Raw genomic sequence first — 20733 nt, 5'->3', positions numbered from 1 at the left:
TCCGCCGACCCGCGGCGCGCACCGAAGACAGCTTCAACCAAAGACGATCAGGAGCCGAGTTCTAGTGTCGGAAAACGCCTCGACCGCGGAGAACAACCCCTTGCTGCGCCGGAACTACCCGGCCGACTGGGCCGATGTCGACACCCGCGCCGTGGACACCGTCCGCGTCCTCGCCGCCGACGCGGTCGAGCACTGCGGCAGCGGCCACCCCGGCACGGCGATGAGCCTGGCGCCGGTGGCCTACTCGCTGTTCCAGCGCACCATGCGCCACGACCCGGCCGACCCGGAGTGGCCCGCGCGTGACCGGTTCGTGCTGTCGGCGGGCCACTCGAGCCTGACGCTGTACATCCAGCTGTTCCTCGCGGGCTACGGCCTCGAGATGGCCGACCTCGAGCAGCTGCGGAAGTGGGAGTCGAGGACCCCGGGCCACCCCGAGTACCGGCACACACCCGGCGTGGAGACGACCACCGGGCCGCTCGGCCAGGGCCTGGCGAACGCGGTGGGCATGGCCATGGCCGCCCGCCGCGAGCGCGGCCTGCTCGACCCGGAGAGCCCTGCGGGCGAGAGCCCGTTCGACCACCACGTCTATGTGATCGCCTCCGACGGCGACATCGAGGAGGGCGTCACGTCCGAGGCCTCCTCGATCGCGGGCAGGCAGGAACTGGGCAACCTCGTGGTGATCTACGACGACAACAAGATCTCCATCGAGGACGACACGAACGTCGCGCTGTCGGAGGACACGGCCAAGCGCTACGAGGCCTACGGCTGGCACGTGCAGGTCGTCGACGGCGGTGAGGACGTCGTCGCGTTCGAGAACGCGATCGCCGCGGCGAAGGCCGAGTCGAACAAGCCGTCGTTCATCCTGCTGCGCACGGTGATCGGCTACCCCGCGCCGACGAAGATGGACACCGGCAAGGCCCACGGCGCCGCACTGGGCGCCGACGAGGTCGCCAGCGTCAAGAAGGCCCTCGACTTCGATCCGGACCGGAGCTTCGTGATCGAGGACGAGGTGCTGGACCACACCCGCAAGGCGCTGGAGCGCGGCAAGACCGAGCGTGCGCAGTGGCAGGAGCGTTTCGACGCCTGGGCCACGCAGAACCCGGAGCGCAAGAAGCTCGCCGACCGCCTGCGCACCCGGTCGCTGCCGGAGGGCTGGGCCGAGCAGCTGCCCACGTGGGAGCCGGACGAGAAGGGCGTGGCCACGCGCAAGGCCTCCGGTCAGGTCCTGAACGCGGTCGCGGACGTGCTGCCCGAGCTGTGGGGCGGCTCTGCCGACCTGGCGGAGAGCAACAACACCATCATCAACGGTTCCGACTCGTTCGGCCCGGAGTCCGCGTCGACGGACATGTTCACGATGAACCCGTACGGCCGGAACCTGCACTTCGGCGTGCGTGAACACGCGATGGGCTCGATCCTCAACGGCATCGCCCTGCACGGCGGCACTCGCCCGTACGGTGCCACGTTCCTGATCTTCAGCGACTACATGCGCCCCGCCGTCCGCCTGGCCGCCCTGATGAAGGCGCCGGTGACCTACGTCTGGACGCACGACTCGATCGGCCTCGGCGAGGACGGGCCGACGCACCAGCCGATCGAACAGCTCGCCTCGCTGCGCGCCATTCCGGGGCTGAGCGTCGTGCGCCCGGCCGACGCCAACGAGACGGCCGCCGCGTGGAAGGCCGCTCTCGAGGACACCCAGCACCCGACCGGCCTGGCACTGACCCGGCAGAACGTCCCGGTGCTCGAGGGCACGAACGCCGGAGGGGTCGCCAAGGGCGGCTACGTGTTGGCCGAGGCGTCCAACGGCAACCCGGAGGTCGTGCTCATCGCGACCGGCTCCGAGGTGCAGCTGGCCGTCGAGGCCAGGGCGGCGCTGGAAGCCGACGGCGTCGCGGCGAGCGTCGTGTCGATGCCGTGTGTCGAGTGGTTCGATCGCCAGGACCAGGCCTACCGCGACGCCGTGATCCCGCCGACCGTGAAGGCGCGGGTCGCCGTCGAGGCGGGCATCGCCCAGCCGTGGCACCGGTTCGTCGGCGACGGCGGCGAGATCGTCTCGATCGAGCACTTCGGCGCTTCCGCCGACTACAAGACGCTGTTCCGTGAGTTCGGCTTCACCGCGGAGGCCGTGGTCGCCGCGGCCCGCCGCGCACTGGACAAGAACTCCTGACCGGATTGGGGAATCATCTGATGAGCACCAACCTTGCGGCTCTGTCCCAGGCCGGCGTGTCGATCTGGCTCGACGACCTGTCCCGCGACCGGATCAACTCCGGCAATCTCGCCGAGCTGATCCGCGACAAGCACGTCGTGGGCGTCACGACCAACCCGACGATCTTCGCGGGCGCGCTGTCCGACGGCGAGGCCTACGACGAGCAGGTTCGCCAGCTCGCGGCGCGCGGTGCCGACGTGCACGCGACCGTGCGTGAGCTGACCACCACGGACGTGCGCAACGCCGCGGACGTGTTCCGCGACGTGTACACAAGCACCGGCGGCCTCGACGGCCGCGTGTCGATCGAGGTCGACCCGGGGCTGGCCCGCGACACCGACAAGACCGTCGCCGAGGCCGCCGACCTGTGGAAGACGGTCGACCGGCCGAACGTGCTGGTGAAGATCCCTGCCACCGAGGAGGGTCTGCCCGCCATCACGAAGACGCTCGCCCAGGGCATCAGCGTCAACGTCACGCTGATCTTCTCGGTCGAGCGCTACCGCGCCGTGATCGACGCCTACTTCGCAGGCCTGGAGCAGGCGAAGGCCAACGGCCACGACCTGTCCGCCATCCAGTCGGTCGCCTCGTTCTTCGTGTCCCGCGTGGACAGCGAGATCGACAAGCGACTCGAGGCGATCGGCACCGATGAGGCACTCGGGCTCCGTGGCGAGGCCGCCATCGCCAACGCCCGGCTCGCCTACGCCGCCTACGAGGAGCTGTTCTCCTCCGAACGGTGGCAGGCCCTGAAGGCCGACGGAGCGAACCCGCAGCGTCCGCTCTGGGCCTCCACCGGTGTGAAGAACCCGGACTACTCCGACACGCGCTACGTCGACGGGCTGGTCGTCGCCGGCACCGTCAACACGATGCCGGAGGCCACGCTGGAGGCCTCGGCCGATCACGCGAACGTCACCGGCGACACGGTGTCCGGCACCGCCGAGCAGGCCCAGGCCGTGTTCGACAAGCTGGCCGCCGCCGGCATCGACATCACCGACGTGTTCATCACGCTCGAGAACGAGGGCGTGGAGAAGTTCGACAAGTCGTGGGGCGAGCTGCTCGACACCGTGTCGGGCCAGCTCGAGAAGGCGAAGGGCTGAGACGCGGAGATGAGCGCTCAACAGATCGGGATCACCGTCGATCCCGCACTCGAGGCCGCTGCGGCACCGTTGCTCGAGAAGCTGGTGTCCGACGGGGTGGCGAGCGAGCTCTCCGCCCAGGACGCGACGCTGTGGGGCTCCGACGCCGAGTCGGAGGCGTCGATCCGTCTGTCGTGGACCGGGCTGCACCGCACGTCGCGTCCGCTGATCGGTGAGATCGAGGCGCTGCGCAACGATCTGCGCTCGGAAGGCGTGGACCGCGTGGTACTCGCCGGGATGGGCGGTTCGTCGCTCGCACCGGAGGTCATCACCGCGACGGAGGGTGTGTCGCTCACGGTCCTCGACACGACCGATCCCGCCCAGGTGGCCGACGCGCTCGCGGGCGACCTGGACCGCACCGTGCTCGTCGTGTCGTCGAAGTCCGGCACCACCGTCGAGACCGACAGCCACCGCCGGGTGTTCGCCGCCGCCTTCGAGGAGGAGGGCATCGACCCGGCACGGCGCATCGTCGTCGTGACCGATCCTGGCTCGCCGCTGGCGGAGCTGGAGCAGTGCCGCAAGGTCTTCCTCGCCGATCCGCACGTGGGCGGCCGCTACTCGGCACTGACCGCGTTCGGCCTCGTGCCCGCCGGTCTGGCGGGGGCGGACGTCGCGCGGCTGCTCGACCAGGCGGCGCTGGTCGCCGACGTGCTGGCCGCCGACACGTCGGAGAACCCGGCGTTGCGGCTCGCGGCGGCGTTCGCCGCGGCCCACGACGGTGGTGCCGAGAAGCTCGTGCTCGCCGACACCGGATCGGGGATCACCGGGTTCGGCGACTGGGCCGAGCAGCTCATCGCCGAGTCGACGGGCAAGCAGGGCACGGGCCTGTTGCCGGTCGTCGTCGAAGGCCCGGACGCCCCCGGGTTCGGCGATGCGGGCGGCGACGCCACCCCGGTGGCGATCGGCCCGGCAGGCAACGGCGCACGGATCGCCGCGGAAGGCTCGCTCGGGGCACAGTTCCTGCTGTGGGAGTCGGCCGTCGCGATGGTGGGCAGGCTGCTCGGCATCAACCCGTTCGACCAGCCCGACGTCGAGGCCGCCAAAAAGGCGGCCCGTTCGCTGCTCGACGATCCGGATGCCCTCCACGCGACCTCCGCGCCCGCGGCCGTGGCCGGCGCGGTGGAGGTCTACGCCTCTGCGGGCACGAGCGCCGAAGGGTCGCTCGCCGACATGCTGCGGGAGTTCACCGCCACGGTCCCCGACGGCGGCTATCTCGCCGTACAGGCCTACCTCGACCGGCTGGACGACGCGTCCGCGGCGCTGCTGCGGTCCGAGCTCGCCAAGCGGACCGGGGTGCAGACCACGTTCGGCTGGGGCCCGCGGTTCCTCCACTCGACGGGTCAGTACCACAAGGGCGGCCATCCGAACGGGGTGTTCCTGCAGCTCACCGGCGCGTCCGAGGAGGACCTGCAGGTGCCGGACCGTCCCTACACGTTGGGCACGCTTCAGCTGGCGCAGGCCCTCGGCGACGGCCAGGTGCTCGCCGACCACGGCAGGCCCGTGCTGCGGCTGCACCTGACCGACCGCGCGGCCGGTCTCGCCGAGCTGGTGCGTGCCGTACAGGAGCTCCATCGATGACGCGCAGCTGGACCAATCCGCTCCGCGACCCCAGGGACAAACGTCTCCCCCGCATCGCCGGGCCGTCCAGCCTGGTGATCTTCGGCGTGACGGGCGATCTGTCCCGCAAGAAGCTGATGCCGGCGATCTACGACCTGGCCCATCGCGGGCTGCTGCCCCCTGGCTTCTCCCTCATCGGGTTCGCCCGCCGCGAGTGGGAGAACCAGGATTTCGGTGAGGTCGTTCACGACGCCGTTGCCGAGTACGCGCGTACGCCCTTCCGCGAGTCGGTCTGGAACCGGCTCGCGGAAGGTATCCGGTTCGTGCAGGGCACGTTCGACGACGACGACGCGTTCGACCGGCTGGCGGAGACGGTGCACCAGTTGGACGCCGAACGCGGCACGGGCGGCAACACGGCGTTCTACCTGTCCATCCCGCCGTGGGCGTTCCCGATCGTGACCAAGCAGCTCTCCCGCAGCGGGCTTGCCGACTCCGACGAGGACACCTGGCGCCGCGTCGTGATCGAGAAGCCGTTCGGTCACGACCTCGCCAGCGCCCAGGAGCTCAACTCCGTGGTGAACCACGTCTTCCCCGAGGAGTCGGTGTTCCGCATCGACCACTACCTCGGCAAGGAGACGGTGCAGAACATCATGGCGCTGCGGTTCGCCAACCAGCTGTTCGAACCGCTGTGGAACGCCCACTACGTCGACCACGTGCAGATCACGATGGCCGAGGACATCGGCCTCGGGGGCCGTGCCGCGTACTACGACGGCATCGGCGCGGCCCGCGACGTCATCCAGAATCACCTGCTGCAGCTGCTCGCGCTGACGGCGATGGAGGAACCGGTCTCGTTCGAACCCGGCGCGCTGCGGGCCGAGAAGGTCAAGGTGCTGGGCGCGACGAAGGCGGTCGGCCCGTTCGACGAGACGACCGCGGCCGGGCAGTACGCGGGCGGCTGGCAGGGCGGCAAGAAGGTGCCCGGACTGGCCCAGGAGGCCGGGTTCCGCAAGGAGTCGACGACCGAGACCTACGCCGCGGTCACCCTCGAGGTGCAGAACCGCAGGTGGGCCGGTGTGCCGTTCTACCTGCGCACCGGCAAGCGACTGGGCAGGCGGGTGACGGAGATCGCCGTCGTGTTCAAGCGGGCGCCGCACCTGCCGTTCGACTCCACCTCGACCGAGGAGCTCGGGGAGAACGCCATGGTGATCCGGGTGCAGCCGGACGAGGGTGTCACGATGCGGTTCGGGTCGAAGGTTCCGGGCACCACCATGGAGGTCCGGGACGTGACGATGGACTTCGGCTACGGCCATTCGTTCACCGAGAGCTCGCCGGAGGCCTACGAGCGGTTGATCCTCGACGTGCTGCTGGGCGAGCCGTCGCTGTTCCCGGTGAACGAGGAGGTCGAGCTGTCCTGGAAGATCCTCGATCCGGTGCTGGAGCACTGGGCCGAACGGGGTAGTCCCGAGCCGTACGCACCGGGCAGCTGGGGACCACCGTCGGCGGACCGGATGTTGGAGCGCACAGGCCGTCACTGGAGGCGCCCGTGATCATCGACCTGCCGTCGACGACGACGTCGCAGTTGAACAAGAAGATGGTCGAGCTGCGGGAACGGGGCGGCGCGGTGGCGCTGGGCCGGGTCCTGACGCTCGTGATCGTCGCCGAGGACGACGAACAGCTCGAGGATGCGATCGACGCGGCGAACGAGGCGAGCCGCGAGCATCCGTCGCGGGTGATCGTCGTGGCGAAGGGCGTCCGCACGGCGGCTCCTCGCATCGACGGTCAGATCCGGGTGGGCGGTGACGCCGGTGCCAGCGAGGTCGTCGTGCTCCGGCTGTACGGTCCGCTCGCGAATCAGGGGCAGAGTGCGGTGGTGCCGCTGCTGCTGCCCGACGCTCCGATCGTCACGTGGTGGCCGAGCAACGGTCCCAAGTCGCCGATGAAGGACCCGCTGGGCAAGCTGGCGCAGCGCCGCATCACCGATTCGGCGGCCGAGAAGAATCCGATCCGGTCGCTGCTGTCCCGGTCCAAGGCGTACACCGACGGCGACACCGATTTGGCGTGGACGCGGTTGACCCATTGGCGGGCGCAGCTCGCGGGCGCGCTGGACCTGCCGCCGTACGAGCAGGTCACCGGCGCCACGGTGGTCGGCGAGGGTGACTCGCCGTCGACCGAGCTGCTCGCGGGCTGGCTGGCCGAGTACCTGGACGTGCCGGTCAAGCGGAACAAGAGCTCGAGCGCGCAGGGGATCCTGTCCGTCACGTTGGACCGTCCGTCGGGACCGGTCTCGATCGAACGTCCCGACGGGCGCACGGGCACGCTGACACAACCGGGCCAGCCCATGCGGAAGGTGGCCCTGCACCGGCGCGACAACCGCGATTGCCTGGTCGAAGAGCTGCGGCGGCTCGACTCGGACGAGGTGTACGAGGCGTCGCTGCGTGGCTTGGCGAAGCTGTCGGGTGCCCGGAGCCGCGGTTCGGATCGCGGTTCGGGTCGCAGTTCGTCCCGGACGGCCGCGACGGCGAAGACCGCGTCGGCCTCGGCATCGTCCACCGGGGCCTCGTCCACCGGGGCCACGACCACCACGAAGTCGACGTCGAGCTCGAAGGGTAGGTCGGGTTCGAAGGCCGGCTCGAAGGCGAAGTCCGGGTCGACCCGGTCGCCGGGCACGTCGTCGAAGGCGAAGTCCACGTCCTCGTCGACATCGGCGTCCTCGTCGAAACAGTCCACCACGAAGACAGGGAAGGGCCGGGCATGAGCACCTCCGCCTCGCCGGCAGGCGACGTCGTCGTCCATTCCGATGCCGACGTACTGGCCGCGGCGACGGCCGCACGGCTGATCACCGCGCTCACCGACGCGCAGGCGGCCCGCGGTTCGGCGTCGGTGGTCCTCACCGGCGGCGGTACGGGCATCGCGATCCTGGAACAGGTGCGCCGCTCCCCTGCCAAGGATGCGGTCGACTGGTCGCGGCTCGACGTGTTCTGGGGCGATGAACGGTTCGTCCCGGCGGACGACTCGGAACGCAACGAGAAGCAGGCCCGCGAGGCGCTGCTCGACCACGTGCCGGTCGATCCCGCGCGGGTGCACGCGATGGCGGCCGCCGACGGCGAGTTCGGTGACGATCCGGACGCCGCCGCGGCCGCCTATGCGCGGGTGCTGGCCACGGTGGCGTCCGGCGCCGACGCGCCGACTTTCGACGTGATACTCCTCGGCCTCGGCGGCGAGGGGCACACGGCGTCGATCTTCCCGGACACGCCCGCGGCGCACGAGGCCGAGCGGTCCGTGGTCGCGGTGCGGGACTGCCCGAAACCGCCGCCGACCCGGGTGTCGTTGACGTTCCCGGCGATCCGGCGGGCCACCGAGGTGTGGTTGGTGACCGCCGGGGCCGCGAAGGCGGGCGCGGTCGCTGCGGCGCACCGCGGCGTGGGTGAGGTCGAGCTTCCGGTCGCGGGAGCCCGCGGCACGGGCAGGACGCTGTGGCTGCTCGACACCGAGGCCGCGACCGAACTTCCCTGGTCACAGCGCGTGTAGGAAAACTACCCGCAGGTGTGACGCCGCCGGCACGCACAGGGGGCATCACACGAAAAACTTATGCGCGTTGCGTTAACATCCGCACACTTTTTCTCGAATAGGGAGACACTGCGGGGCAGGATGTTCTCTCATGGTGAGGTCCACAAGACGAGAGGTCTCGACCATGACCACAGAGGGAACGTTTCTCCCTGACGTCTCGCTTCAGGGCCCGCGCTCCGTGGCACACCGCGTACGCCTCGCGTTCTCCGCCATCCGAAACTCGCTGTCGACCTTGTGGAGCCGCACCGCGGTCCGGAGCACCGTGATCGACGTCTCGGTGTTCCTGATCGCTGTTCTGGACGTGTGGCTCGTCGTCCCCGCCGACGCACCGACCTACTCGGTGTACCTGTCGGCACTCAGTTGCGGTGCGCTCCTGCTGCGCCGCTGGTTCCCGTTCACAGTGCTGATGCTCGCCGCACCCGGGTTCATGGCGGGTTGGGCGCAGGTCGCCGCCATGATGGCGCTGGGGTTCCTGGCCACCCGCAAGCAGACCCACTGGCAGGTCTGGGTCGGCGCCTGGGTCGTCTGGATGTGCCGCTTCATCCTCTGGCCGCTGGACGAGTTCGTCGCCCTGAGCTGGCAACTCCACGCTCTCGACATCATCTACAGCACTGTCGTCGCCGGCATGCCGCTGGCGATCGGGCTGCTCATCGGCGCCCGGCAGCAACTCGCCACCCGCCTGGCCGAACTGGCTGCGAGTCGGGACCGAGAACGCAAACTGCACGCCGAGATGGTCCGAACAGAGGAACGCACCCGCCTGGCCAGGGAAATGCACGACGTGGTGTCGCACAACATCACGCTCATCGCGATGCAGGCCGGGGTGCTCACCGCGGCCGCACCGGGCGGTGACGCGGAACGGACCGCGCGCACGATCCGGGAGCTGAGCACGCACACGCTCGAAGAGCTGCGCGGCCTGGTCGGTCTCCTCCGGTCGGGGTCGGCCGAGGACGACGGCGGGTCACCGAAGGTCTGCGAGATCCCCGATCTCGTGCACGGCTGTCAGGTGCCGGTGAAACTCGAGCTCGACACGCTTCCCGCGGGTGTGCCCGACCAGGTGTCGGCCGCCGCCTACCGGACGGTGCAGGAATCGCTCACCAACGTCCGCAAGCACGCCCCGGGCGCGACGACCCTGGTGAAGGTGTCGGCCGACGACGAAGCGCTGCTGGTGGAGGTCCGCAACGACCCGCCTGCGAGGACGGCCGACAGCGGCCCCCTGCCCTCGGGTGGTTTCGGGCTGACGGGCCTTGCCGAGCGGGCCAGGATGCTCGGTGGGACGGTCGAGTCGGCGCCCACGGCCGACGGCGGGTTCTGTGTCACGGCTCGCTACCCGGTCACCCCGTTGGGAGACGCCGAGCCGGTGGAGGCGTCGTCGGCGTCGTAGCCATTCGCCGTCCCTGCTCGTCGACACCGCCCACGTGGGCAGGCCAACGGGCGCGAGCGGCCCGCTCGGGCCGGTCGCGCCCGAGCCGAGGTTGCGAGAACCCGCGCGGCCAGCCTGCACCGTGAGACACACGTTCGCCGGCGACGATCATTCCGTCGCCGGCGAACGCAACGCTTGCCGGCCTCGCGGCCGTGCCAGCCTGTCGCACGTCTCAGGCAGGCGGTGCGGGCCTCCGCCCGTCGCCGGTGCCTGTCCGCGGTGGGTCAGGCCCTGCCGCGGCGCTGCCGCAGCTTCTCCAGGGCCTCTTCGAGGAGCGCTTCGCCCTCCTCGTCGCTGCGCCGTTCCTTCACGTACTCCAGATGTGACTTGAACGGCTCCGTCCGGCCCGCCGACGGCGGATTCTGCACGTCCTGCCCACCGGGCAGACCGCACTTCGGACAATCCCATTCGTCCGGGATCTCGGCGTCGAGCGCGAACGACAGCCGCGACTCGTGCCCGTTGGCGCACCAGTACGACACGACACTCCGCGGCGCGGTCTCGCCACGCTCGGATTCGCTCGACGGACCGGCCGCGCCGATGCGCGTCCCCCGGATCGCGTTACCGCCAACCATCAAACCTCACCCACCAGTAACCCGGCGTGCGCTAGGCACGCGACCGATCAGAGTTTGAGGAGCAGGCCGAGCCCGATGATCGCGATGATCCAGACCGCGGCGAGGCCGATCGTGACCTTGTCGAGGTTCGACTCGGCCCGGCTCGAGCCGGCCAGGCTGGCCTGCATCCCGCCACCGAACAAGGACGACAGGCCCCCACCGCGGCCACGGTGCAACAGCACCGCGATGATCAGCAGAACGCTGGTCACGACCAACAAGATTTGCAGGAACAGTTGCATGTCATCCTCTGTCTACTGCGGGTGGCGAGGGCACCCAGAGTAGCGGGTGCCACACGCTGTCAGGGTAGCGGGCCTCCGGCGGCCATCGCGCAGAGTTTCGTGAATTCGTCGCCGTCGAGGCTGGCGCCGCCGACGAGCGCACCGTCCACGTTCTCACAGGCGATGAGATCGGCGATGTTGCCCGACTTCACCGAGCCACCGTAAAGGACGCGCACCCCACCGGCGAGGTCGGCACCGTACTTCTCCGCCAGCGCGTTGCGCAGGGCGGCGCACACCTCCTCCGCGTCGGCCGGCGTCGCGACCCGGCCCGTGCCGATCGCCCACACCGGCTCGTACGCCACCACGACGTCGGCGACCTGTTCGGTCTTCAGGCCCTTGAGGGCCTCGATGAGCTGCGTGGTCGTGTGGGAGATGTGGTCACCGGCCTCCCGCACCTCCAGGGGCTCACCGACGCACAGGATCGGCGTGAGGTCGTTCTTGAGCGCGGCACGCACCTTCTTGCCCACGACCTCGTCGGTCTCGGCATGGTGCTCCCGCCGTTCCGAGTGGCCGACCACCACGTAGGTGCAGCCGAGCTTGGCCAGCATCGACGCCGACACCTCACCGGTGTAGGCACCGGACGCGTGCTGGGACACGTCCTGCGCGCCGTAGGTGAGCAGCAGCTTGTCGCCGTCGACGAGCGTCTGCACGCTGCGGATGTCCGTGAACGGCGGGATGACCGCCACGTCCACCTTGGAGTAGTACTTCTCCGGCAACGAGAAGGCGATCTTCTGCACCAGGGCGATGGCCTCGAGGTGGTTGAGATTCATCTTCCAGTTGCCGGCGACGAGTGGCTTGCGCGTCGTCATACCTGCACCTCCCGGGGGACGAGGGGGGTCCGGGTTGGAGCGGAGCTCCCCCTGAATGGACAGCACAGCCAGTTGCCGGCGACGAGCGGCTTGCGCGTCATGCGGCCACCTTCCGGATCACGAATGGTACTTGGGGTGGAACTTCTCGAGGGTGCGTGCCGAGAGCACCGGGCCGTATGGCCTGGCGCCCTCGGCACGCATCGGCACGTGTCCGTGTCGGGTCCGCGCGTCACTCGCCGAGGACCGCCACGCCGGGCAGGTCCTTGCCCTCCAGATACTCCAGCGAGGCTCCGCCGCCGGTGGAGATGTGCGAGAACCCGTCCTCGGGCAGTCCCAGCAGCCGCACTGCGGCGGCGGAATCACCGCCGCCGACGACGCTGAAGGCGCCGCCGTCGGCGATCGCCTGCGCGACACCGCGGGTGCCACCGGCGAACGGCGCCATCTCGAACACGCCCATCGGGCCGTTCCAGAACACGGTCGCGGCCGAGCCGGCGGCGTCGGCGAAGCGGCGCACGGACTCCGGACCGATGTCCAGGCCCATCCAGCCGTCCTCGATCTCGCCTGCCCCCACCGTGCGAGTGGCCGCGTCGGCGGAGAAGGCATCGGCGGCGACGACGTCGACCGGGAGCACGAGCTTGTCGCCCGCCTCGGCCAACAGCCGCTTGCACACCTCGACCATGTCGGCCTCCAGCAACGAGCTGCCGACGCCCTGGCCCTGTGCGGCCAGGAACGTGAAGCACATGCCGCCGCCGACCAGCAGCCGGTCGACCTTCGGCAGCAGGGCCTCGATGACCGCGAGCTTGTCGGAGACCTTCGAGCCGCCGAGCACGACGGCGTACGGCCGCTGCGGATCACCGGTGAGCGTGCGCAGCACCTCGAGCTCGGACAGCACGAGGCCACCCGCATAGGCGGGCAGCTCACGGGCGATGTCGTAGACGGACGCCTGCTTGCGGTGCACCACGCCGAAGCCGTCGGACACGAACGCGGCGCCGGAACCGACCAGCGCGGCGAGCTCACGGGCCAGTTCGCCGCGCTCGTCGGCGTCCTTGCTCGTCTCCCGCGGGTCGAAGCGGACGTTCTCCAGCATGGCGACCTGGCCGTCGGCCAGGTTCGCCGTGACGTCACGGGCCTCGCGTCCGACGACGTCACCGGCCAGCGGGACGTCGCTGCCGAGCAGCTCACCGAGCCGCGCGGCGACGGGCCGCAACGAGTACGCGTCGTCGGGCGCTCCCTTGGGCCTGCCGAGATGCGCTGTGACGACCACCCGTGCGCCTGCCTCGGCGAGACGGCGGATCGTCGGCAGCGCGGCACGGACCCGGCCGTCGTCGGTGATGGTCGCGCCGTCGAGCGGCACGTTCAGGTCCGAGCGGACCAGCACGTACCGCCCGGCGACCCCTCCACCGGCTACGCCCTCGTTGGCGGGGGTGCCCCCACTGGACAGAAGATCGTCGAGTGACTTGACCGCCATGGCTCAGGACAGCTTGGAACCGACGAGGTTGGCCAGGTCCGCGAGACGGTTGGAGTAGCCCCACTCGTTGTCGTACCAGCCGAAGACCTTCACCTGGTCGTCGATGACCTTCGTCAGCGGCGCGTCGTAGACGCAGGATGCCGGGTCATTGACGATGTCCGACGAGACGATCGGGTCCTCGCTGTAGCGCAGGATGCCCTTGAGCGGCCCCTCGGCGGCGGCCTTGTAGGCGGCGTTGATCTCGTCGACCGTGGCCTTCTTCGACAGGTTGACGGTCAGGTCGGTGATCGAGCCGGTCGGCACCGGCACGCGCAGCGAGTAGCCGTCCAGCTTGCCGTTGAGCTCCGGCAGCACCAGGCCGATGGCCTTGGCCGCACCGGTCGAGGTGGGCACGACGTTGAGCGCGGCGGCGCGGGCACGGCGCGGGTCCTTGTGCGGGCCGTCCTGCAGGTTCTGGTCGGCCGTGTAGGCGTGGGTCGTCGTCATGAGACCCTTCTCGATGCCGAACTCGTCGTTGAGCACCTTGGCCAGCGGCGCGAGGCAGTTCGTGGTGCACGAGGCGTTCGAGATGATCGCCTGCGACCCGTCGTACAGGGAGTCGTTGGCGCCCAGCACGACGGTCAGGTCCTCACCCTTGGCCGGCGCGGAGATGATGACCTTCTTCGCACCACCGGACAGGTGCGCCTTGGCGTCCTCGGCGTTGGTGAAGAATCCGGTGGACTCCACGACCACGTCGACGCCAAGGTCGCCCCACGGCAGCTTCGCGGGATCGCGCTCGGCGAGCGCCTTGATCGTCTTGCCGCCGACGACGATGCCCTCGTCGGACGTGGTGACCTCTTCCGGGTAACGGCCGAGCACGCTGTCGTACTTGAGCAGGTGGGCCATCGTGGAGACGTCACCGAGATCGTTGAAGGCGACGACCTCGATGTCGTGGCCGCTGGCCGCCGCGGCACGGAAGAAGTTGCGGCCGATCCGGCCGAAGCCGTTGACGCCTACGCGAACCGTCACGTCTGCTCTCTCCTCACAGTGTTCTCGACCCGGCGCGAAGGCCGGCTTGCACATCCTTGGGACGACCACACCCTAGCGTGGCGACCAGGCCATACCCGGATACCCCGTGCGAGACGTCGCGCACCTTGAACCTTGCAGAAATCGTTCAAGATCGCTCAGGTCACATCGCCCGGTCACCCGGTGACGCCGGATGCCCGCCGACCGCACTCAGTTCCCGTTCCACCGGGGTCCGGAAGCGCGGCACGACCACGGCATCGGGCAGCCAGGTGCACAACCGTTGCGTGAGCCGTTCGGCCTCGGCCGCCACCAGTGCCGTCCGTTCGGCGCCGACGTCCTCCAGCAGCCGCGTCGCGACCTCTCCCGCGGTGCCCTCGCCGTTCCACCGGTGGGCCCAGCCGCCGACGACGCGGCCGTCGCACCAGATCGTCGGGCCGATGTTGCCGTTGCGGTCGAACAGCGCCGGGCGGTGCGGCCCGACGAACCAGTCGCGATCCTTCCAGCCCATGGGTGTCGGATCGAGCGCGGGCAGGAGCGCCACCCACGGCTCCTGTTCGAGCGTCGGTTCGACGTCTCCGGCGGGCACGAACGCGGGCGCGCCGTCGAGGTCGACCGTCGCGGCGGCGGCACCGGCCAGCGCTCGGCGGGTCTGCGCAGCCGTCCATCCGGTCCACCAGCGGATGTCGGCCTCCCGCACCGGGCCGTAGGCCCTTAGGTACCGCTGCAGCAACACGGTCCGCGCCTCCTCGGGCTCCGGCCCGGACATGCCGCCGGGTAGCCAGTCGTCGGTGAGCGACCATTCGTACTGCGTGGACAGCCACGATCCGCCGGGGCGGCCACGCACGATGCGGCCGGCTGCCGCCAGCAGGAACAGCACCCGGTTGGTGATGTAGGTGGTCGATTCGTAAGGCTTGCCCGCGGCCATGACGATCTCGGTACGCAGGCGGGGTTCGTCCTCGGCCAGTTGCGCCGCCCGCGCCGTCCCGCGCGCCCGCAGCGCCTCGACCGTGGTGTCCTCGACGTCGGCCAGCCAACGGTCGAGATGCGGGATACCGGTCTGTTCGAGGTGGCGCAACAGCAGTCGCCGTTGCTTGCGCTCGATGTCGACGGCACAACCAGCCTGCACGAGGGGCGCGACGCCGCGGCCGACGACGAACATCGTGCGGCGCATGCCGAGCATCCGCAGCACGGAACGATCCTCGTACAGCGCGTGTTCCACCGCGCCGACCGCATCGACGGCGTGGCCGCCGGGTCCGGACTCGGCGAGGCGGGCCGCCGCGGCGAGGTACACGCTGGCCGGGTCCGTGGCGTGGAACGCGACCACGCCCTCGGCGATCGCTGCGACGCTGTCGGCGGGTGCGCTCAGGAAATGGCGCCACGCGAGACGCGCCCGCCGCTCGGCCGTGGTCATGGTCGGGGTCACGGGCCGTGTCTACCAGCGGTCCCCGACAAGCACGGGCCGGTCAGCCCGAGGCGTGCCGCTCAGCCCGCCGCCGACTTCGTGTACACCCGGGTCGACGTCAGCCGGGCCGTGCCGTCGGGTTCGGGCAGCTCCTCGAGTTGCTTGCGCATCGTCGCGTCGACCGACAGGTACTTGCGGCCCGCCCGCAGGTCCGCGTCGTTGCGCAACCGCACGATGAGCGGAAACTCCGACAGCGCCCCCGCGTCGAACAGGCCGGTCGTGTAGACCAGCTGCACCCCCAGTGCACTCGCGACGGCGCGCTGCAACTCCAGCAGATAACCGGCCGAGGCGCGGCCGATCGGATTGTCGAGGAACAGCACGCCCGAGTGCGGATTCCGCATCCGGCCGCGGTTGTTGGCCCGCAGCGCCGCGAGGGTGCAGTACAGGATGATCGCCGCGGTGAGCTGCTGGCCGCCGGAGAACACGTCGCGGATCTCCGATACCCGCTGGCGTTCGGTGCGGAGCACCGAATCCGGTTTGAGCATGTCCACGCGGAAGCCCTTCGGCACCGCGGCGCGGACCCCGCGCAGCAGCAGTGACAGCCCGTCCCGTTTGACGTCCCTGCCGTCTGCGGTCTTGCCGACCGCCGCCTCGTCGACGACCTCGCCAAGGGCCGTGGCGAGTTCGGCGTCGTCGAGCTCGGTGAAGCGGATGCGGAGGAACTCCTGGCCGGACCAGTCCCCGAGCCCGTCGGGCAGCCGCGACACCCGCTGCGCGGAGCGCAACGTGCGGATCGCGCCTTCGACCATGCTCTGCAGCCGGGTGACGATGCCGGAGCGGTGGCGGTCGATCTGCGCGAGGTCGTCGGTGAGCGTCCGCAGCCGCGGCCGCAGCGCCTCGGCCCACTCCTGCGCGTGCTCGGGCAGGCTGTCGCGGCGGACGGACACGACCTGCTGCCGCACCGGCGTGTCCAGCTGCTCGAACCGCTTCTCCGTGGCGTACTGCGCCAGCGTGTCGGCGGCGGCCCGCACCCGTGCGGCGGCCTCGTCGACCTGCTGCTGCGCCGAGGTGAGACGTCCGGTGAGCTCGGTGGCCCGGGCCTGCGCCTCCTCCACGTCACCGTCGAACGCCCGTGCGGGCTCGCCCGCGGGTACGTACGCCGCGAGCGACTCGGCCAGCAGCCGGAAACCGGAGGCGCTCTGTTTCGCCGCGTCGAGGGAGGCCTGCGCGGCCGCGTGCCGCTGCTGCAGCTCCTCCCACTCCCTCGCGGCGGCCGACACCTCGTCGCCTGCCTCGTCGATGAGCTCCCGGCCATGGTCGACGTCCCGCGGTCGGGTCACCGTGTCCAGCGGCCCCGACGGTGAGGGCAGCTGTTCCAGCTCGGCCGTCCGGGTGGCGAGCCTGCCGATCACCTCGGTGCGTTCGGCCTCCAGGGTCTCCACGGTCCGCACCGCACGCGCCTGGGCGGCCGCGCGCGCCGACGAGTCCGAGCCGTCGGGCGTGTCGAGGAGCTCGGCCGCACGGGCGCGCACGTCCTCGTCGAGGTTCTCCAGTGCGGCTCTGGCCGCCGACTCGGCCGCTTCGGCCTGCTCGAGTTCGGCCCGCAGGTCACCGCCCACTTCGACCCGGGAGTAGGCCTCGGACGCGGACGTGAACGCCCGGCGCAGCGCGTCGACCGGTTCCGCGGGCACCGGGTCGTCGGCCGACACGGATCCGCCGCCGGGCACCTCCGCCAGTTCACCGCGTGCGGTGGTCGCGGTACGCCGGTGGCCGTCGGCCGTGCGCCGGTGCTCGGCGGCCTGCTCCCGCAGCCGGGCTGCCCGCGCCGCGGCGTCGTCGGCGCGCTGGTCCCCCAGCCCGGCCGCTTCCCTGGCCCGCTCCGCCTCCTCGGTCCACTGCGCCATCCGGCCGGTGCGGCCCGCGAGATCGTCGAGCGTGCGCGCGGCGTCCTCGGCGCGGCGGGCCTCCGTCCGCAACGCCGGGACCCGTTCCCGCAGCGCGTCGCGCTTCTCGGTGAGCCGCCCGGCGGCCTGTTCGGCCTCCTGGGCCGCCCGCTCGGCAGCATCCCGTGCCGTCTCGGCTTCCTGGGACTGCTCGGCCAGCACGGCGATGCTGCCGGGCGGGTAGTCCTCGCGCCAGGCGGAGAGCTTCCACGTCAGCGCGGCGTCGCGGCCGATCGACTCCTCCAGGTCGGCGAGCCGGCGCTGCCGGTCGTGCTGGCGGCGGCTGATGGCCTCGCGTTCCGCGTCGGCCGCGTCCTCGTCGTACATCGCGGGGTTCGGCGGCACGAGGAACGCGACCCCGGGTGCCTCGTCGAGATCACGGTCGGCCAGCGCCGCGGTGGTGCCCACGGCGATGGCCGCACCGGGCAGCAGCCGGTGCTCGGTCAGGACCTCCTGGGCACGGCCGAGCTGGGCCGGGTCGTTGAGCAGCACGCCCGACACCAGCTGCGGTGCCCGCTGCACCGCGTCCGCGCGCGTCGAGGCGTCGAGCGTGGACAGGTAGCGCCAGCCGGACCACGCCGTGATGCCGGCCTGTTCGAGGACTTCGAGCGCGGCCTGCAGCTCCTCGGGCGCGGGCAACAGGCCGCCCGAGCCGAGCGCTCCCAGCGCGCGTTCGTCCCGCGACTCCTCCATCCGCAGCGTCGTCTGCTCGCGTTCGGCCTCACCGCGCGCCTCGGCGAGCCGCTCCAGCACCGCCGGCGTGTCGGTCTCCAGCGTGACGGTGTCGGTGCCGAGCAGCTCGGCCAGCCGCGGCTCCGCGGCGAGCGCGTCGGTGCGGCGGTGCGCGCGCGTGAGTTCCTCGGCCGCCCGCTGGGCACGGTCGCGGGCGCTCGCGGCCTCCCGCTGCGCCTCGTGCGCGGCGGTCTGGGCGGCGCCGAGCTCCTCGGCGACGCGCTCCAGTTCCGCTTCCCTCCTGGCCAGCTCGGCGGTCGCCTCCTCGCCCTCGGCCGCGGCCGTCCGGGCCGCCTCGGCGACGTCCGCACCGTGGCTCACCAACCCGTCGGCGGTCGCCTGCGCGATCTCCGCCCGCACCTCGTCCAGCCGTGCGGTCAGCCCGTCGGCCTCGGCGCGGCGGTTCGCGGCCGCCGAGGTCGCCTCGTCCCGTTCCCGCTGCGCGTCCTCGGCCTCGGCCTGCAGCTGGGTCGCCTGCCGGTCCGCCTCTTCAGCCTGCTGCTGGGCTTCCCGCGCCAGGCCGAGCAGGCCGCGCGCCAGCGCCGTCGCGGCGGCGTTCTTCGCCTCCAGCGCGGGCCGCGCCTTCTCCTCCCTGCTGCCGACGAGCTCACGGATGTCGGCGGCCTTCCGCGTGGCGCCCAGGTGCGTCAGCACGGTTCCGGTCTCCCGCCACGCCTCCGCGAGGGTCTTCGCCTCCGTGAGCTCGGCGTCGATGCGCTCGGATTCGGCCTGCGCCTCCTCCCGCAGCATCGCCGCGACCTGCCTGCGCAACTCGGTGAGCACGGCCTGCTTGCGCCGATGATCACCCTCGGCGAGCCGTTCGGCGTCGGAGACCTCCTGCACGTGCGCGGTCAGCGTCTCGAGCCGTTCGGACTCGGCGGCGTTCCTACCCGCGACCTCACCGGCGAGGGTCTCGAGTTCCGCGCGGGCCGCGTCGGCGAGCTTCCGCGCCGCCGCCGCGAGCTTCTCCTCGTCGATCAGCGGCGTGAGCGCATCGAGAGCACCGGCCACGAAGTCCCGCTCGGTCATCAGCTCACCGCGCTGGGCGAGATTGTCGGCGTAGGTGACCACGACGTCGGCGAGGTCCTTCGGCTCGTCCTCGGTGATCACCGCACGGAGCAGGAATTCGACGAAGGCCTCGTCGGTGTTGAACGCGAACGCGTCCGCCGCCTCACCCTCGCCCGCGTTCATGGCGCGCTGGTAGCGGAACAACTCGGTGTCCAGGCCGAGCTGGTCGAGCCGCTCGGTCCACTCGTGGTGCCTGCGGGTCCAGAACAGCTGCAGTTCGGGCACGTCCCCGTGCAGCGACGTCATCCAGTCGTGGAACCCGGACATCGTCAGCAGTTTGCCCTCGGCGGTCAGCGGCAGCGACTCCAGGCCGACGTCCGCACCGGGGCGGAAGCAGTACCACGAGTCGACCAGATTGGCCGGGTCCGACGAGGCCACGTGGCCGCGCCACTCGGAGACCTTGCCGGTGATCAACCGCTCGCCCGTCTCCACGTGCTGCCATTCGAGCACCACGTGCGCGACGTCCTTCGAGCCGACGAACTTCTCCAGCACGCGTGTGTTGGTCGTGCCGACGACCTGCCGCCTGCCCGGCAGCATCACCGAGAAGATCAGCTTGATCAGCACCGACTTCCCGCCGCCGTTCTCCAGGAACAGCACGCTCGCCGGTGACGGGCGACGCGGCGGCCCGCCCTCGGCATGGTGGATGCCCGCGCCGAACAGCGCATCCTGTGTCGGCGTGGCCACCACGTCGCCGACGCCGGAGAAGTCCAGCACGACGTCCTGGTACCGCGCACCGCTCGGGCCCACCGAGTGCAGCCGCACCCGCGACAGCTCGTACATCCACTCCCCTACAGCGTGTCGGTGGCCGACGCCCGCAGCGTCGAACCCTCACCCGGGACCGAGACGACCCCGAGTGCGAGCAGCTCGTCGAACGCGGCGTCGGCCGCCAGCTCGCGCACCTGCACCTGGTAACGCGGCGTCGTCCGGTACGTCCCGCCCTGCTCGGAACTCACCGGGACGAGGAATCCCTGCTCGGCCAGGAACCGTAGCGCCCGCGTCACCATCCCGCGCGTGGTGTCCGGGGCGAGCCTGCCGTCCTTGGTCGCCGCGGCGGCGGGCCTGCGGGCGTACGCGCGCCACGCCTGTTCCAGTTCCGGCGCGTCGGCGAGCGGGTCGGTGTTCGCCGCGGCCCGTTCGTCGAGGATCCGGCACGCCTCCCGCACGACCCCGTCCACCTGCTCGACACTCACCCTGCCGATGTAGGTGTCGTTGGCCAGGTCGTCGGGTCTCGGATATCCCAGCGCCGCCGTCGCCAGGTGGATGAGCCCGTGCAGGACCTTCTCCGTGTCTCGCCGTTCCCGGATCTTCGACTGCCGCGCGTAGCTGTCCATCTTGATCTCGAAGATCGACTCGTCGGTGGCGGCCAGCACCGCGCCCGCCTGGGCGTTCACCTCGAGCACCAGCAGTCCCAGCCCCGCCGCCACGGAGTGGGTGAGCTGCTTGAACGCGCTGTCCTCGCCGTAACGCCGCACGAGGTCCGCGTAGACCACGTCCCGTCCCGGCACGAGTTTGGGCCGCATGCCGAAGGCGAGCAGCCGCG

15 protein-coding genes are annotated in these 20733 nt (G+C 71.0%); 7 read left to right on the top strand and 8 right to left on the bottom strand.

Annotated features, from left to right (window positions below; all coding sequences use genetic code 11):
- Nucleotides 1-64 precede the first annotated feature (64 nt).
- The 7 genes from tkt to FB384_RS23445 all read left to right on the top strand — a co-directional run bounded on the left by tkt (nt 65) and on the right by FB384_RS23445 (nt 9838).
- On the top strand, nt 65-2164 hold the full coding sequence (gene tkt, locus FB384_RS23475) for a transketolase (RefSeq protein ID WP_183787004.1): 2100 nt from the start codon (nt 65-67) through the stop codon (nt 2162-2164).
- A 20-nt stretch (nt 2165-2184) separates the two neighbouring features.
- Nucleotides 2185-3294 carry a transaldolase gene (gene tal / locus FB384_RS23470; RefSeq protein ID WP_183787003.1) on the top strand — a complete coding sequence of 370 codons (1110 nt, stop codon included), beginning with the start codon at nt 2185-2187 and terminating at the stop codon, nt 3292-3294.
- A gap of 9 nt (nt 3295-3303) precedes the next feature.
- A complete protein-coding gene (locus FB384_RS23465) occupies nt 3304-4911 on the top strand; it encodes a glucose-6-phosphate isomerase (RefSeq protein WP_183787002.1) in 1608 nt (535 codons plus the stop codon).
- A complete protein-coding gene (gene zwf, locus FB384_RS23460; RefSeq protein ID WP_183787001.1) occupies nt 4908-6437 on the top strand; it encodes a glucose-6-phosphate dehydrogenase in 1530 nt (509 codons plus the stop codon). Before FB384_RS23465 ends, zwf begins: the two co-directional genes overlap by 4 nt.
- Nucleotides 6434-7645, top strand: a complete 1212-nt coding sequence (opcA, locus tag FB384_RS23455; RefSeq protein ID WP_183787000.1) for a glucose-6-phosphate dehydrogenase assembly protein OpcA — start codon at nt 6434-6436, stop codon at nt 7643-7645. The genes zwf and opcA overlap by 4 nt, the downstream gene beginning before the upstream one ends.
- Nucleotides 7642-8418 carry a 6-phosphogluconolactonase gene (gene pgl, locus FB384_RS23450; RefSeq protein WP_183786999.1) on the top strand — a complete coding sequence of 259 codons (777 nt, stop codon included), beginning with the start codon at nt 7642-7644 and terminating at the stop codon, nt 8416-8418. The genes opcA and pgl overlap by 4 nt, the downstream gene beginning before the upstream one ends.
- A gap of 163 nt (nt 8419-8581) precedes the next feature.
- Nucleotides 8582-9838: a sensor histidine kinase gene (locus FB384_RS23445; protein WP_183786998.1), complete on the top strand. Its 1257-nt coding sequence runs from the start codon at nt 8582-8584 to the stop codon at nt 9836-9838.
- A gap of 263 nt (nt 9839-10101) precedes the next feature.
- Here FB384_RS23445 and FB384_RS23440 read toward each other — a convergent pair whose 3' ends face one another.
- The 8 genes from FB384_RS23440 to FB384_RS23405 all read right to left on the bottom strand — a co-directional run bounded on the left by FB384_RS23440 (nt 10102) and on the right by FB384_RS23405 (nt 20713).
- Entirely contained in the window at nt 10102-10449 is a 348-nt protein-coding gene (locus FB384_RS23440; protein WP_183651390.1) for an RNA polymerase-binding protein RbpA, read from the bottom strand.
- A 47-nt stretch (nt 10450-10496) separates the two neighbouring features.
- Nucleotides 10497-10727, bottom strand: coding sequence for a preprotein translocase subunit SecG (gene secG, locus FB384_RS23435; protein ID WP_183786997.1), 231 nt, complete (start codon nt 10725-10727; stop codon nt 10497-10499).
- A gap of 59 nt (nt 10728-10786) precedes the next feature.
- The gene (gene tpiA, locus FB384_RS23430; RefSeq protein ID WP_183786996.1) at nt 10787-11575 is read right to left on the bottom strand and encodes a triose-phosphate isomerase; all 789 of its coding nucleotides are present in this window, start codon (nt 11573-11575) and stop codon (nt 10787-10789) included.
- A 229-nt stretch (nt 11576-11804) separates the two neighbouring features.
- Nucleotides 11805-13043, bottom strand: a complete 1239-nt coding sequence (locus tag FB384_RS23425; protein WP_183786995.1) for a phosphoglycerate kinase — start codon at nt 13041-13043, stop codon at nt 11805-11807.
- Between the two features lie 3 nt (nt 13044-13046).
- Nucleotides 13047-14051: a type I glyceraldehyde-3-phosphate dehydrogenase gene (gene gap / locus FB384_RS23420; RefSeq protein WP_183786994.1), complete on the bottom strand. Its 1005-nt coding sequence runs from the start codon at nt 14049-14051 to the stop codon at nt 13047-13049.
- Nucleotides 14052-14211: 160 nt separating this feature from the next.
- Nucleotides 14212-15471, bottom strand: coding sequence for a winged helix DNA-binding domain-containing protein (locus tag FB384_RS23415; protein WP_183786993.1), 1260 nt, complete (start codon nt 15469-15471; stop codon nt 14212-14214).
- Nucleotides 15472-15530: 59 nt separating this feature from the next.
- Complete coding sequence (locus FB384_RS23410) at nt 15531-19973, bottom strand: coiled-coil domain-containing protein (protein WP_183786992.1); 4443 nt, start codon at nt 19971-19973, stop codon at nt 15531-15533.
- Between the two features lie 8 nt (nt 19974-19981).
- Complete coding sequence (locus FB384_RS23405; RefSeq protein WP_221213605.1) at nt 19982-20713, bottom strand: hypothetical protein; 732 nt, start codon at nt 20711-20713, stop codon at nt 19982-19984.
- Nucleotides 20714-20733 lie beyond the last annotated feature (20 nt).

Origin of the sequence: Prauserella sediminis (assembly GCF_014195435.1) — a bacterium.
GTDB classification, from domain to species: domain Bacteria; phylum Actinomycetota; class Actinomycetes; order Mycobacteriales; family Pseudonocardiaceae; genus Prauserella; species Prauserella salsuginis.
This window is presented reverse-complemented; position numbering and strand designations above follow the sequence as displayed.